The organism is Methyloversatilis universalis EHg5, assembly GCF_000378945.1.
In the GTDB taxonomy this organism is placed as follows: domain Bacteria; phylum Pseudomonadota; class Gammaproteobacteria; order Burkholderiales; family Rhodocyclaceae; genus Methyloversatilis; species Methyloversatilis universalis_A.
The window spans coordinates 2,344,876-2,360,113 of the sequence record NZ_KB900539.1; the positions used below are offsets into that span (position 1 = coordinate 2,344,876).

Genomic DNA, 15,238 nt, shown 5'->3' on the forward strand with positions numbered 1-15,238 from the left:
GGTGGTCTCCTGGGTATGAGGTGGAATCGGGTACCGCCCCGGACGGGCCGGTGAACCCGGTGACCGCACTATGCGCCGCTCATCCGCACCAATGGAGATAATATGTATCGATTACTTGACTGATCGTATCACTCATGACGAATGAGGCACCTGCCGCACCGGACCGGCTCGAAGCCCTGCTGCAGCATTTTTCGGTCAGCGCGCGGGTATTCAATACCGGTGCGCTGTGCGGAGTGACCGACATCGGCGAAGCGGACGCGGCCGGTCGCATGCATCTGGTGCGCGCCGGCGCGGTCGAGGTGCACCACCCGGGCCGCCCGGTGCTGCAGCTCAGCGAACCGAGCCTGCTGCTCTACCCGCGGCCCCAGGCCAGCCGCTTCGTGACCGACCCGGTGCGCGGCGCCGATTTCGCCTGCGCCCGCCTGCACTTTTCCGGTGGCGACGCGAACCCGATCGCCGCCGCGCTGCCGGATGTCACCTGTCTGCCGCTGTCCGCGCTCGACGGTGCCGGCGCGGTGCTGGCGCTGCTGTTCGAGGAGGCGGGCCGGCAGTATTGCGGCCGGCAGGCGGTGCTCGACCGGCTGTTCGAAGTGCTGCTGATCCAGGTGCTGCGCCATCTGATGGAAAGCGGCGAAACCCGCCTCGGCATGCTGGCCGGGCTGTCGCACCCGCGGCTGCGCCGCGCGCTGGTGGCGATGCACGCCGAGCCCGCCCACCCGTGGTCGCTGGACGCGCTGGCCGCCGCCTGCGGCATGTCGCGCAGCGTGTTTGCCAATACCTTCCGCGACACCATGGGCTGCACGCCCGGTGCCTATCTGCAGCGCTGGCGCATCGGCCTGGCACAGCGCGCGCTGCGCCAGGGCCGCGCGCTCAAGCTGATCGCGGACGACGTGGGCTATGGCAGCGAAGCGGCGCTGTCACGCGCCTTCCGCGCCCAGACCGGGCAGTCGCCGCGGCAGTGGCGGACGTCACGTACGGTCTGAGCGGACGCTCCCACCGCATTCACCGTGCGCCAGCCGCCGCGACAGCGAGCGGACGCGGTGACACCTCCGGGGGCGGTGCGTGAGCAGCCCCCTCGCCCGTCGTCCAGTCGCCGCCCAGCGACCTGAACAGCGTAACCAGCGCACCCTGCCGCTGGGCGCGGATTTCGATCAGATTGATCTGCTGCGCGAAATAGGTGCGCTGCGCGTCCAGATAGCGCAGATGCCCGTCCACGCCCTGCCGGTAGCGCGCTTCCGACAGCCGCATTGCGGTCAGCCCGGATTCGGCCAGCGCGGCGCGCGCCGATTCCTCGCGGCGCAGGGTGTCGGTGGCGGCGAGTGCGTCGGCCACTTCTCGGAATGCGGTCTGTATCGTCTTTTCGTAGTCGGTCACCGCGATGTCGCGCCGTGCGGTCGCCAGATCGAGATTCGCCTGGTTGGCGCCGGCACTGAACAGCGGCAGCGTGATCTGCGGCATGAAGGACCAGGCGCTCGAACCGCCGCCGAACAGGCCGGACAGCTCCGCGCTCGAACTGCCGAACTGCCCGGTCAGCGATATGCGCGGGAAGAAGGCGGCACGCGCCGCACCGATGCTGGCGTTGCGCGCCTGCAGCGTGCGCTCGGCGGCGCGGATGTCCGGCCGGCGCTCGATCAGCCCCGACGGCAGGCCGGGCGCGATCTCCTGCAGCACGTGCTGCGCGTCCGCCGGGCGTGCGGGCAGCAGGGCCAGCACGTCCGGCGTGCCGGCGAGCAGCACCAGCGCGTTGTCCGCCTGGCGCAGCGCGCGCTCGATGCTTTCCAGATCCGCCCGCGCCTGTTCGGTCAGGCCGACCGCCTCCTGTTGATCGAGGGCGGACGCGGCCCCGACCCGCCGGCGCTGTTCGATCAGGTTCAGCGACGCTTCGCGCGCCTGCAGCGTCTGCCGCGTGAAGTCCAGCCGCAGCTGCGCGCTTTCGCGATCGAGCACCGCCTGCAGCAGCTCGGCGATCAGCGTGATGCGGGTGGCGCAGGCCGCTTCTTCGGTCGCCAGGAAATCCTGCAGCGCGGCGTCCGACAGACTGCGCACGCGGCCGAACAGATCCAGCTCGAAGGCGCTGATGCCGATGCCCGCCTCATAGCTGCCCTGCACGCCGCCACCGCGTGTCGACAGATCCGCCGGCAGGCGCTGGCGCGTGCCGTTGCCCAGCGCATTGATGCGCGGCAGGCGGTCGGCCCGCTGCACGCCGTACTGCGCGCGCGCCACCTCGATGTTCTGCAGCGCCTTGCGCAGGTCGCGGTTGTTGTCCAGCGCAAGCTCGACCACCTTCTGCGTCGGTGCGTCGATGATGAAGTCCTGCCAGGACACGCTGTCCGCGGACGACGGTCCTGACTGCGCATCGGCGGCGGGCCAGTGCGCCGCGACCGGCGCTTCGGGGCGGTGGTAGACCGGCGCCAGCGAGCAGCCTGCCAGCAGCAGGGCCGTGGCCAGTGCGCCGAGCCGGCCCGGAAGGGAAGAAGCAGTCATGTCAAACGTCCTCATGAACCGGTGGTGGAGCCCGTCGTGGAAAGGGATGGGGACGCATCGGTACCCGCGGCACGACGACGGCGACGTTCGGCCAGCGACAGCACCCACACGTAGAACACCGGCACGAACAGCACGCCCAGCAGCGTGGCACTGACCATGCCGCCGATCACGCCGGTGCCGAGCGCGCGCTGGCTGGCGGCGCCCGCGCCGGTGGCGATGGCCAGCGGCACCACGCCGAGAATGAAGGCCATCGAGGTCATCACGATGGGGCGGAAGCGCAGCCGCGCCGCCTCGATCGCCGCGTCGATCACGCTGTGGCCGGCGGCGTGCAGGTCCTTCGCGAATTCGACGATCAGGATGGCGTTCTTGGCCGCCAGACCGATGATGGTGATCAGGCCGACCTTGAAGTACACCGAGTTCGGCATGCCGACGACGGTGACCGCGAGCACCGCGCCCAGAGCGCCGATCGGCACGATGAGCATCACCGCCGCGGGAATCGACCAGCTTTCGTAGAGCGCCACCAGCAGCAGGAACACCACCAGGAAGGACAGCGCGAACAGCATCGGCGCCTGCGCACCGGCCATCTTTTCCTGATAGGACAGCGCGGTCCATTCGTGCCCCACGCCGGCCGGCAGCTCGGCGACGATGCGCTCGATCTCGGCCATCGCCTCGCCGGTGCTGTAGCCCGGTGCCGCATCGCCAGCGATGCGGAAAGCCGAATAGCCGTTGTAGCGCGACACCTGCACCGGCCCGATTTCCCAGCGCGCGGTCACGAAGGCGCTCAGCGGCACCTCGTCGCCGTGGCTGTTGGGCACGTGCAGTGCCAGCACGCTTTCCGGCGTCATGCGCTGTTCGGCGTCGGCCTGCACCACCACCCGCTGCAGCCGGCCGGCGTTGGCGAAGTCGTTCACCGTCATCGAGCCGAACACGCTGGACAGCGCGGTATTGACGGTATCGAAGCCCACGCCCAGCGCCTCGCCCTTTTCGCGGTCGACATCGAGACGCAGCTGCGGCGCGTCGGCCAGGCCTTCCACCATCGCGTAGGCGATGACCGGCGAGGCGTTGGCGCGCGCCAGCAGTTCGTCGCGCGCCGCCGACAGCGCCGCACGGCCGATGCCGCCGCGGTCCTGCAGGCGCAGCGCAAAGCCGCCGGAATTGCCGAGGCCGTCGATCGCCGGCGGCATGACCGCCATGATGCTGGCGTCCGGGTGGCTGGCGAAGCGCGCATTGAAGGCCGCGACCTCGTCTTCCGCGTGCTGCCCGTCGCCGCGCAGCGACCAGTCCTTCAGCGTCGGGAAGGTGAGCGCCGCATTCTGGCCGCGACCGGAGAAGCTGAAACCGATCAGCGTGGTGAAGGATTCCATCGCGTCACGCGACTTCAGGAAGGCTTCGGTCTCGCGCGTCACCGCCTCGGTACGGGCCTGCGTGGCACCGGCCGGCAATTGCACGTCGACGATCATGTAGCCCTGGTCTTCCGGCGGCACGAAGGATTCGGGCAGCCGCACATAGGTGTAGCCGAGCACCGCGACCAGGCCGGCGTACAGCAGCATGTAGCGGCCGGTGCGGCGCACCAGCGACCCGTTGAGCACGGTGTAGCGCTCGGTCAGCCGGGCGAAGCCGCGATTGAACAGGCCGAAGAAGCCGCGTTTCTCGTCGTGATGGCCGGCCGGAATGGGCTTGAGCAGCGTGGCGCACAGCGCCGGCGTCAGCGTCAGCGCGAGGAAGCCGGAGAACAGGATGGACACCGCCAGCGACACCGAGAACTGCTGGTAGATCACGCCGACCGAACCGCTCATGAAAGCCAGCGGCATGAACACCGCCGACAGCACCGCGGTGATGCCGACGATGGCGCCCGACACCTGCTGCATGGCCTTGATCGTCGCGTCCTTCGGCGACAGGCCTTCTTCCGCCATCAGCCTCTCGACGTTCTCGACCACCACGATGGCGTCGTCCACCAGGATGCCGATGGCCAGCACCATGCCGAACATGCTCATCATGTTGATCGAGAAACCCAGGCCCAGCATGACCGCGAAGGTGCCGAGCAGGCACACCGGGACCACGATGCCCGGAATGAGCGTGTAGCGTGCGTTCTGCAGGAACAGGAACATCACCAGAAACACCAGCGCTATCGCCTCGAACAGCGTATGCACTACCTTTTCGATGGCGACATTCACGAACAGCGAGGTGTCGTAGGGCGTCGAGTATTCGATGTCCGCCGGGAAGTCGGCCGACAGTTCCTTCAGCCGCGCCTTCACCGCATTGGCGGTGGCGATGGCGTTGGCGCCCGGCGCCAGCTGCACCGCGGCGGCCATCGACTTGCGGCCGGATTCCTTCGACAGCAGATCGTAGGACTGCTGCCCCACCGCCAGCCGTGCGACGTCGGACAGATGCACGGTCGAGCCGTCGGCATTGGCGCGCAGCACGATGCGGCCGAATTCCTCCGGCGAACTGAGCGTGCCCTTCACCACCAGCGAGGCGCTCAATTCCTGGTCCACCGTACCCGGCGCGGCGCCGAAGCTGCCGGCCGGCACCTGCACGTTCTGCGCGGTGATGGCGGCATTCACATCGGCGACCGACAGGCCGTAGCCGACCAGCTTCTGCGGGTCTATCCATACCCGCATCGCCGCTTCCGAGCCGAACAGCTGCACGCGGCCCACGCCGGGCACGCGGCGGATTTCGTTGTTGATGCGTCGCGCCGCGAAGTCGGCCAGGCCGACCACGTCCTTGCCGCTGTCGTCGCCCTTGTAGTTCAGCGAATAGATCATCAGGAAGCCGGAGCTCGCCTGTTCGACCTGCACGCCCTGCTGGGTCACCGCGCGCGGCAGGCGGGCTTCCGCCTTCTTCAGCCGGTTCTGCACATCGACCTGGGCCAGGTCGGGGTTCTTGCCCGGCTTGAAGGTGGCGGTGATTTCGGCCACGCCGTCGGAACTGCTGGACGAGTCGAAGTACAGCAGGTCACGCGCGCCGTTGAGCTCTTCCTCGATCAGGCTGGTGACGGTGTCGACCACAACCGACGCGGACGCGCCGGGATAGGTGGCGGTGATCGAAATCTGCGGCGGCGCGACCACCGGAAACTGCGACACCGGCAGCGACGGGATCGCCAGCACGCCGGCCAGCGAAATGAACAGCGCGACCACCCAGGCGAAATTGGGCCGCTCGATGAAAAATCTGGACATGGGGCCTCCGCTTGGTTTCCGCTTAATTTCCACTCTCGCCGGCCGCGAGGGCCACGTCCTGCGCCGCCGGTTCGGCTTCGCGCACCACCATGCCGGGGGTCGCCTTGCCGCTGACGATGACCCGCTCGCCCGGCTTCAGGCCGTCAAGGATCTGCCAGTGGGCGCCCGTCATTTCGCCGGTGCGCACCGCACGCGCCTGCGCCCTGCCCTCGCCGTCGATCACCAGCACCTGCGGACTCGCGTCGGCCGCCTGATGCACCGCCCGCTGCGGCACGCTGACCGCGCTGCGGCTGATGCCGTGCTGCGTGCGCACACGCACATACATGCCGGGCAGCAGCACGCCATCCGGGTTGTCGAACTGACCGCGCAGCGACACCTGGCCGGTCTGGCGATCCACCGATATGTCCGAGAACAGCAGCCGGCCCTCGCGCGGCCGTTCACTGCCCTCGACGGTGAGCGAAATGCGCGCGCCGCCGTCCTTGTCCTGCAGCAGTTCGCCCTTGGCCAGCGCCTCCTTCATGCGCAGCACGCTGGCCACCGGCTGCTTGAAGTCGGCATACACGCGGTCGATCTGCTGGATGGTGGCCAGCGCGGTGGTTTCGTTCTGGCCGACCAGCGCGCCCTCGGTCACCAGCGCACGGCCGATGCGGCCGGAAATCGGCGCCCGCACGGTCGCGTAGTCCAGATTGAGCTGCGCGGTATCGACATCGGCGCTGGCCGAACGCCGCGCCGCTTCGGCGCTGCGCAGCGTGGTGACCGCGGTGTCGTACTCCTGCTGGCTGACCGCCTCGATGCCGACCAGCGGCTCGTAGCGGCCGACCACCACGCGGGCGTCGTGCAGTGCCGCGTCGGCGCGCGCCAGTTCGCCCTGCGCCCGGGCCAGCGCAGCCCGGAACGGCGCCGGATCGATGCGGAACAGCACCTGCCCGGCCTTCACGTCTGCACCTTCGGTGAAATCGCGGCTCAGCACGATGCCGGCGACACGGGCACGCACCTCGGCCACGCGCAGCGGTTCGATGCGGCCGGGCAGTTCGCTGCTCAGTTGCAGCGCCTCTGCCTTCACCTCGACGCTGCTGACCGGCACCGGAGCGGATTCCGCCTGGGCCACCGGTTCCTGCCCGCGGCCGCAGCCGCCGAGCGCCAGCGTGGCCGCCAGGATCATCGGCGCAGCCGCATGGCGCGCGTATCGCAAGCTGTTGTTCATGAGCGTCGGTCGTCGAAATTATCGGAGACCGAAAGATACTCACAAACACCGATTGAATCAATAATGATTCATTAAGACCTTGTTAGAATCTTGTTACGCTGTATGAGTCGGATTTCGATCAGAATCACGCCAGAGCCGCAGCTTCGAGACCTGACAGATTCAGATCGGGCCGCCGGATATCAGAATGGGGAGACAGACATGAGCACCGCAAGCATCGACGAAAAACTGCTGCAAGGCCTTGCGCGCGCGGTCGTCGAACAGCCGCGCGCCACGCTGCAGGAACTGGCGCGCACGGTCGGCATCAGCAAGGCAACGCTGTATCGCCTCTGTCCGACCCGGGAAGCGCTGATCCAGCAGCTGCTGGACCACGCGACGTTGCTCATGTGGCGCGTGCTGGAAGATGCCGGACTGGAAACCGGAACGCCTGCGGCCGCGCTGACCCGCCTGGTCGAACTGCATCTGGCTCACCGCGACTTCATGAACTTCCTGATGCGCTACTGGCAGCCGCAGCCGGTGCTGGGATCGGACGGTTACGATGCCTGGCAGAAGCACGACGCCCGTCTGGACGCCTTCTTCCTGAGCGGACAGAAAGCCGGCGTGTTCCGCATCGACATGAGTGCCGCCTGTCTGACCGACGCCTTCATCAATCTGCTGTTCGGCATGGCCGAATCCGAACGCCGCGGCCGGGTGGCGCGACTCGACCTTCCGCTGATCATCGAGCGCCTCTTTCTCCAGGGCGCCAGCAGGACTTGAGCGCCGCCCTTGTCAGGGTCGGCTCGATGCGTACCGGAAGGCTCCGGCCCGTGGCCGGCACAGCGGGAACGCGGCGGGCGGGCGGCGATCGAATCGATCGTGGCCGGCACACACGGCTGGCATATTGATGCCGCACATGACAGGCTGATCGGCCGCGATTCATGCGGCAAAAGTTTGATCTAATACTAAGCACACGAATAAAACTGACTGCACACTTCGCGCAGCTTCGAGCACGGCACCGCAGCACCGGATGCCACGCCGTCGCACGCAGGGACCGGCGACTGCCTGACGCCAGCCCCGCAGCGCGAAGCCGACAGACCGGGACGCACACCGACACCGGTGACGCCCCACCCGCCTTTCATCGCCATGCCTCACGACGTCAGCCTCATCGCCACCATTGCGGCCGGTTTCGGCCTCGCCATGATTTTCGGTCTGCTCGCGGTCCGGCTGCGACTGCCGCCACTGGTCGGCTATCTGCTCGCCGGCGTGCTGGTGAGTCCGAGCACGCCCGGCTTCGTCGCCGATGTCGGCCTCGCCGGTCAGCTGGCCGAGATCGGGGTCATGCTGCTCATGTTCGGCGTCGGCCTGCATTTTTCGCTGGACGAACTGATGGCGGTGCGGCGCATCGCGATACCGGGCGCCATCGTGCAGATCGCGGTGGCCACCGTGCTCGGCATGGCGGCCGCCCATCTGTGGGACTGGTCGCTCGGCGGTGCCATGGTGTTCGGCCTCTGTCTGTCGGTCGCCAGCACCGTGGTGCTGCTGCGCGCGCTTGAGGCACGCGGCCTGCTCAAGTCGGTGAACGGCCAGATCGCGGTCGGCTGGCTGGTGGTCGAGGATCTGGTGATGGTGCTGGTGCTGGTCATGCTGCCGGCGCTGGCCGATGTGCTCGGCGGCACACAGGGCGGCGCCGCGCACGCCTCCGGCCTCGGGCTGTGGCAGGCGCTGGCGCTGACACTGGCCAAGGTGGTCGCCTTCATCGTGCTGATGCTGGTGGTGGGCCGGCGGGTGCTGCCGCGCCTGCTGTGGTGGGTGGCGCGCACCGGTTCGCAGGAGCTGTTCCGACTGGCGGTGATCGCGATCGCGGTCGGCGTCGCCTTCGGCGCGGCCAAGCTGTTCGACGTGTCGTTCGCGCTGGGCGCCTTCTTCGCCGGCATGATGATGCGCGAATCCGAATTCAGCCATCGCGCGGCGGACGAATCGCTGCCGCTGCGCGATGCCTTCGCGGTGCTGTTCTTCGTGTCGGTCGGCATGCTGTTCGACCCGGCGGTGGTGTGGAACCAGCCGCTCAAGCTGCTCATCGTGGTGGCCATCGTCATGGTGGGCAAGACCGTGGCTGCCATGCTGCTGGTGCTGGCCTTCCGCTATCCGCTGAACACCGCGCTCACGGTGGGCGTGAGCCTGGCGCAGATCGGCGAGTTCTCCTTCATCCTGGCCGGGCTGGGCGTGTCGCTGGGCGTGATGCCGGCGGAAGGCCAGAGCCTGGTACTGGCCGCCGCCGTGCTGTCCATCGCCGCCAACACCGCGCTGTTCTCGGCCATCGAACCGCTGCGCGCCTGGGTGACCGCGCGCTCGGCACTGGCACGACGGCTGGAGCAGCGCGATGACCCGCTGTCGGCGCTGCCGACGAGCACCGACAGCCGGCTGCTGCACGAACAGGTGGTGCTGGTCGGTTACGGCCGGGTCGGTCAGCGCATCGCCGCCTCGCTGCAGGCGCTGCAGATTCCCTATGTGGTGGCGGAAATGAATCGCGAGCGGGTCGACCAGCTGCGCCAGCAGGGCATACCGGCGGTCTATGGCGACGCGCAGTCGCCCGAGGTGCTGATCCAGGCGCATATCGCACGCGCCGCGATGCTGGTGATCGCGCTGCCGGAAACGCTGCACGTGCGCACCATGGTCGAAGTCGCCCGCACGCTGAACCCGGACATCGAAGTGGTGATGCGCAGCCACAACGAGGACGAAGCCGAACTGCTGCGCCGGGAAAAGCTCGGCACCGTGCTGCTGGGCGAACACGAACTGGCGCGCGGCATGGCCGATCACGTGGCGCGTCATTTCGGCCGCCCGGCCGCCGCCGACAGCACAGCCATCCATCCGCCCTCCGGCCACTGACGCCGCTCCACCGAAACACGCCATGTCCTCCGCACCGCCGCCTCGCCCCACCTCCCCCGACCCGCAGCCCTGGCATGCACTGACCGCAGACGCGGTCTGTGCAGCGCTGGAGGTTGATCCGCACACCGGCCTGTCGGCCGCCGAAGCGGCCACACGGCGGGTGCGACACGGCGACAACCGGCTGCCGGAGCCACCGCGGCGCCCGCCCTGGCTGCGCTTCCTGCTGCAGTTCCACAACCCGCTCATCTATGTGCTGCTGGCGGCCGGTCTGGTCACGCTGGCGCTGGGCAGCCATGTGGACGCCGGCGTCATCCTCGGCGTGGTGCTCATCAATGCGCTGATCGGCCACATCCAGGAAGGCAAGGCCGAGCGCGCGCTGGACGCGGTGCGCGGCATGCTGGCCGCGCGCGCCACGGTGCTGCGCGACGGCGAGCGTCACCCGGTGGATGCGGCCGAACTGGTGCCCGGCGACATCGTGCTGCTGGAGCCGGGCGACAAGGTGCCGGCCGATCTGCGGCTGCTGCAGGCGCACAACCTGCGCACGGTGGAAGCGGCGCTGACCGGCGAGTCGGCGCCGGTGGACAAGACGCTGGAGCCGGTCGAGGCCGGTGCCGGCATCGGTGACCGTCATCCGGTCTGCCATTCCGGCACGCTGGTCGCCTTCGGTCAGGGCCGCGGCGTGGTGGTGGCGACCGGCGCGCGCACCGAGATCGGCCGCATCGGCACGCTGGTGTCGGAGGTGAATACGCTGGCCACGCCGCTCACCCGCCGGCTGGACCAGTTCGCGCGCCAGATCACCGGCTTCATCCTCGCGGTGTCGGCGCTGACCGTGGCCTACGGCCTGTTCGTCGCGCACATGCCGCTGCTCGACCTGTTCCTCGCGGTGGTGGGCATCGCGGTGGCCGCCATCCCGGAAGGCATGCCGGCGGTGGTGACCATCGTGCTCGCCATCGGCACCCGCACCATGGCGCGCAAGAAGGCCATCGTGCGCCGCCTGCCCGCGGTGGAAACCCTGGGTTCGGTCACTGTCATCTGCACCGACAAGACCGGCACCCTCACCCGCAATGAAATGAGCGCGGTGCGGCTGGTGCTGACCGGCGGTCGCACACTGCGCGTGAGCGGCGGCGGCTATGCGCCGGAAGGCGGCTTCCATGACGGCAGCCGGCCGGTGGATCCGGAAGCCGACGAAGCCATCGCCGCGGCAGCGCACTGCGCGCTGCTGTGCAATGACGCGCAGATCGGGCAGGACGGCGCCGGCGGCTGGAGCCTGGTGGGCGACCCGACCGAAGGTGCGCTGCTGGCGCTGGCACGCAAGGCCGGGCTGGACCCGCAGGACAGCGCGCGCGCCTGGCCGCGGCTCGACACCCTGCCCTTCGACTCGGCGCGCCAGTTCATGGCCACGCTGCACCACGACCACGACGGCCACGCGCGCGTGCTGCTCAAGGGCGCACCGGAGCGCGTGCTCGCGCGCTGCGACCGGCAGGCCGGCGGCGGCGCCTTCGATCCGGACGCCTGGGCGGCCGAGGTGGCCCGCGCGGCCGGTGACGGCGAACGGGTGCTCGCGCTGGCCTGTGCGCCGGTCGCGCACGGCACGGTGAGCCTGGAAGCGGCGCATCTGGACGCACCGTTCGAACTGCTGGGTCTGGTCGGCATCATCGACCCGCCGCGCGAAGAAGCGATTGCCGCGGTCGCGCAGTGCCGTGACGCCGGCATACGGGTGAAGATGATCACCGGCGACCACGCAGTCACCGCCGCCGCCATCGGCGCCGAACTGGGCCTGCAGGCGGAGGGCACGCTGACCGGCGAACAGATGGACAGGCTGGACGACGCCGCGCTGCGCGCGCGTGCGCTCGACACCGACGTGATCGCGCGCGCCAGCCCGGAACACAAGCTGCGTCTGATCGCCGCGCTGCGTGCCGAAGGCCATCTGGTGGCGATGACCGGCGACGGCGTGAATGACGCGCCGGCGCTGAAGTCGGCCGACATCGGCGTGGCCATGGGCGGCAAGGGCACCGACGCCGCGCGCGAGGCGTCGGACCTGGTGCTGACCGACGACAACTTCGCCACCATCGCCCGCGCGGTACGCGAAGGCCGCGTGGTGTTCGACAACATCAAGAAGTCGCTGATGCACATGCTGCCCACGAACGGCGGCGAGGCCGGCGTCATCCTGCTGGCCATCTTCGCCGGGCTGCCGCTGCCGGTGACCGCCGGCCAGATCCTGTGGGTGAATACCGTCACCTCGGTCACGCTGGCGCTGTCGCTGGCGTTCGAGCCGGCCGAGCACGGCGTCATGCAGCATCCGCCGCGACCGCCGTCCGAGGCGCTGATCACGCGCGCGCTGGGGCTGCGCATCCTGTTCGTGATCGCGCTGATGGTGGCCGCCACCTTCGGTGTGTTCCACTGGGAACTGGCGCGCGGCAGCAGCCTGGAACTGGCGCGTACCGCCGCGGTGAACACCATCGTCATGTGCGAACTGTTCTACCTGTTCAACGTGCGCCACTTCACCGCCCACGCCTTCCGGCTCGAAACGCTGACCGGCAACCGGGTCGCGCTCGGTGTCGGCGCGCTGCTCATCGTGCTGCAGCTGCTGTTCACCTACGCCCCGCCGATGCACGCCCTGTTCCGCAGCGCGCCGCTGGACCTGCAGTCATGGAGCGTGATCGCGGTCAGCGGACTGCTGCTTTTCATCGCGGTCGAAGCCGAGAAGGCCCTGCTTCGCCGCCTGCGCATCCACCGTCTCTAAGCCCCGTCAGGAGGACACCATGCCGACCATCCGCCGCATCATCGCCGCCACCGACCTGTCGGACGCCTCGCTGCACGCGGTCGACCGCGGTTTCGAACTGGCCGCGCGCCATGGCGCGCACTACACCCTGCTCCACGCCCTCGGCCTGGACGCGCTCGGCCCGCTGCGCGATCTGCTCGGCGACGAGGCCGAACTGGTGGCCGAAAAGGCGATACAGCACCAGTTCGACGCGCTGGCCGCCGTGGCCGGCGATCCGGCGCGCAATGCCGGCGTGGTGGCCGACGTGAAGATAGAACCGGGCCTGGCGACCCGCGTGCTGGCCGACTATGCCGCGTCCGAACAGGCCGATCTGGTGCTGGTGGGGGCCCGCGGCGCCAGCGTGCTGAGCCGGCTGCTGGTCGGCTCGACCGCCTCGCGCCTGCTGCGCAAGTGCGCCCGCCCGGTGCTGGTGGTGAAGAAGCCGGGCCGCACGCCTTACCGCCGGGTGCTGGTGCCGGTGGATTTCTCGCCCGGCTCGCTGGCCACGCTGCGCATGGCCAGCCATGTCGCACCGGACGCCGACCTGCTGCTTCTGAACAGCTTCGACGTACCGTTCGAAGGCATGCTTCAGTACGCCGGCATCGAACAGGCGGTGATCCACCGCTACCGCGCGGAAGCGCGCGAACGCGCGCTGCGCCGGCTGCACGCACTGGCAGAAGAAGCCGGGCTGGAGCGCGGCCGCTATTCGGTGCGCGTCGAACACGGCGAAGCCACCCGTCACATCCTCGACGCGCAGACCGAATGCCGCTGCGACCTGATCGCGATGGGCAAGCACGGCACCCACGTGACCGAAGAACTGCTGCTGGGCAGCGTGACCAAGCATGTGCTGTCGGAAGCCGATGCCGACGTGCTGGTGGTGGTCGACCGGCGCGGCCCGGCCGTACCGGCCGCCTTTCCGGGTGAAGACTTCGTCTGAGAACGGCCACGACCGCTGGCCATCAGCAGGCCCCATCGCGACGGGGCGTCGCGCCCACAGGAAAACCCCGCGACGTCGTGGGAGCGGCACCCCCCCCCCGCGATTTCGGCGCCCGTTCACGCGCCAGCGCCGGATGCAGGCCCCATCGCGACGGAGCGTCGCTCCCACAGGAAAGCCCCGCGCCGTCGTGGGAGCGGCGCCCCCGCCGCGATTTCGGCGCCCATTCACGCTCCAGCGCCGGATGCAGGCCCCATCGCGACGGGGCGTCGCTCCCACAGGAAAACCCCGCGCGGCGTCGTGGGAGCGGCGCCCCCGCCGCGATCTCGGCGCCCGTTCACGCGCCAGCGCCGGATGCAGGCCCCATCGCGACGGAGCGTCGCTCCCACAGGAAAGCCCCGCGCCGTCGTGGGAGCGGCGCCCCCGCCGCGATTTCGGCGCCCGTTCATGCGCCAGCGCCGGATGCAGGCCCCATCGCGACAAGGCGTCGCTCCCACAGGAAAGCCCCGCGCCGTCGTGGGAGCGGCGCCCCCGCCGCGATCTCGGCGCCCGTTCACGCGCCAGCGCCGGATTCAGGCCCCATCGCGACGGGGCGTCGCTCCCACAGGAAAACCTCGCGCCGTCGTGGGAGCGGCGCCCGTTCACGAGTCTGCACCCGCATCAATGTTGAGCTGGATCATGGCAGCACAGCCGGCGGCGACCATACTGGAGTCAGTTTCATCTCCTCCTTGTCCTGTATTTCAGGGCATTCGCACCGGCCACCGGATCCCTCCCTGGCCGGTCTTCTTTTGTGGGGCCGGCACCGGATGGGTCGATTCACCAAGAGAATCTTAGTTTCACCCATGGCATCATGGTGTGATGTCCTCGACTGCCCTGCACGCCCCGCTGTCCGTTCCGTCTTCCCGCAAGGCCACGCTGTACGGCTTCGCCGCGATCCTTCTCTGGAGCGTCACGATAGGCATGCTGCGTTCGGTCAGCGAACGCGCGGGTCCGGTCGGCGGCGCCGCGCTGATCTATGGCGCCGGTGCGCTGTGCCTGCTGGCACTGTTCCGCCCGCCGCCAGTACGCCATTTCTCCACGCGCTATCTGCTGGTCGGTGGCGGCCTGTTCGTGCTGTACGAACTGCTGCTGTCGCTGTCGGTGGGGCTGGCGGTCAGCCGTGAGCAGGCCCTGGTGGTGGGCCTGATCAACTATCTGTGGCCGCTGCTGACCGTGCTGTGCGCGGTGCTGCTCAATGGCGAACGCCTCGGGCTGCTGGCACTGCCCGGTTTCGCGCTGAGCCTGTACGGCGTGGCCTGCGTGTTCGGCGGTTCGATGACGCCGGCGCTGGCGCCACTGGTCGATGCGGTGCGCGACGCGCCGCTGAGCCCGGCCATGGCGCTCGCCGGCGCGCTGTGCTGGGCGCTGTACTGCGCTCTGACCCGGCGCTGGGCGGGCGGGCGCAATGGCGTGACTTGGTTCTTCTGCGCCACCGCGGCGGTGCTGCTGGCGATGGCGATCGGTACCGGCGCCCTGCATGCGCTGCCGGACGCGGTCACGCTGCTGCAGGCGGTGCTGGCCGGCGCCGCACTGAGTACCGGTTACGCGCTGTGGAATGTGGCCATGCTGCACGGCCGGGTCACGCTGATTACCGGCGCCGCCTACGCGACCCCGGTGCTGTCGTCGGCGTTCGCCGCGGTGTGGCTGGGCGCATCGACGAGTCCGGCGTTCTGGTGGGGTGCGCTGCTGGTCAGCGTCGGCGCGCTGCTGTGCTGGCGGGCGGGCCGAAGACGCTGAAGCCGGCATCGGCGCCGGTCTGGATTGCGCCGGAGAACGGG

The 15,238-nt window shown here is 69.3% G+C and carries 9 protein-coding genes; 6 read left to right on the plus strand and 3 right to left on the minus strand.

The features are described from left to right. Positions 1-134 precede the first annotated feature (134 nt). Positions 135-983 carry an AraC family transcriptional regulator gene (locus METUNV2_RS0110830; RefSeq protein ID WP_018229496.1) on the plus strand — a complete coding sequence of 283 codons (849 nt, stop codon included), beginning with the start codon at positions 135-137 and terminating at the stop codon, positions 981-983. A gap of 19 nt (positions 984-1,002) precedes the next feature. Here METUNV2_RS0110830 and METUNV2_RS0110835 read toward each other — a convergent pair whose 3' ends face one another. Genes METUNV2_RS0110835 through METUNV2_RS0110845 form a run of 3 tightly spaced genes read right to left on the minus strand, consistent with a single transcriptional unit; the run spans position 1,003 to position 6,864 of the window. Further along, positions 1,003-2,484 carry an efflux transporter outer membrane subunit gene (locus METUNV2_RS0110835; RefSeq protein ID WP_018229497.1) on the minus strand — a complete coding sequence of 494 codons (1,482 nt, stop codon included), beginning with the start codon at positions 2,482-2,484 and terminating at the stop codon, positions 1,003-1,005. An 11-nt stretch (positions 2,485-2,495) separates the two neighbouring features. Continuing rightward, positions 2,496-5,660, minus strand: a complete 3,165-nt coding sequence (locus METUNV2_RS0110840) for an efflux RND transporter permease subunit (RefSeq protein ID WP_018229498.1) — start codon at positions 5,658-5,660, stop codon at positions 2,496-2,498. A gap of 22 nt (positions 5,661-5,682) precedes the next feature. Next, a complete protein-coding gene (locus tag METUNV2_RS0110845; protein WP_232415663.1) occupies positions 5,683-6,864 on the minus strand; it encodes an efflux RND transporter periplasmic adaptor subunit in 1,182 nt (393 codons plus the stop codon). Between the two features lie 198 nt (positions 6,865-7,062). Between METUNV2_RS0110845 and METUNV2_RS0110850 the strand changes: the two genes are divergently transcribed. The 5 genes from METUNV2_RS0110850 to yddG all read left to right on the plus strand — a co-directional run bounded on the left by METUNV2_RS0110850 (position 7,063) and on the right by yddG (position 15,197). Beyond that, the gene (locus METUNV2_RS0110850) at positions 7,063-7,617 is read left to right on the plus strand and encodes a TetR/AcrR family transcriptional regulator (RefSeq protein WP_018229500.1); all 555 of its coding nucleotides are present in this window, start codon (positions 7,063-7,065) and stop codon (positions 7,615-7,617) included. Between the two features lie 366 nt (positions 7,618-7,983). After that, positions 7,984-9,726, plus strand: a complete 1,743-nt coding sequence (gene ybaL / locus METUNV2_RS0110855; RefSeq protein ID WP_026188074.1) for a YbaL family putative K(+) efflux transporter — start codon at positions 7,984-7,986, stop codon at positions 9,724-9,726. A 22-nt stretch (positions 9,727-9,748) separates the two neighbouring features. Further along, positions 9,749-12,469, plus strand: coding sequence for a cation-translocating P-type ATPase (locus METUNV2_RS0110860; RefSeq protein WP_018229502.1), 2,721 nt, complete (start codon positions 9,749-9,751; stop codon positions 12,467-12,469). Between the two features lie 19 nt (positions 12,470-12,488). Then, positions 12,489-13,424 (plus strand): universal stress protein, encoded by a 936-nt coding sequence (locus METUNV2_RS0110865; RefSeq protein WP_018229503.1) that lies wholly within the window; start codon positions 12,489-12,491, stop codon positions 13,422-13,424. Between the two features lie 855 nt (positions 13,425-14,279). Further along, complete coding sequence (gene yddG / locus METUNV2_RS0110870) at positions 14,280-15,197, plus strand: aromatic amino acid DMT transporter YddG (protein ID WP_018229504.1); 918 nt, start codon at positions 14,280-14,282, stop codon at positions 15,195-15,197. Positions 15,198-15,238: the final 41 nt, after the last annotated feature.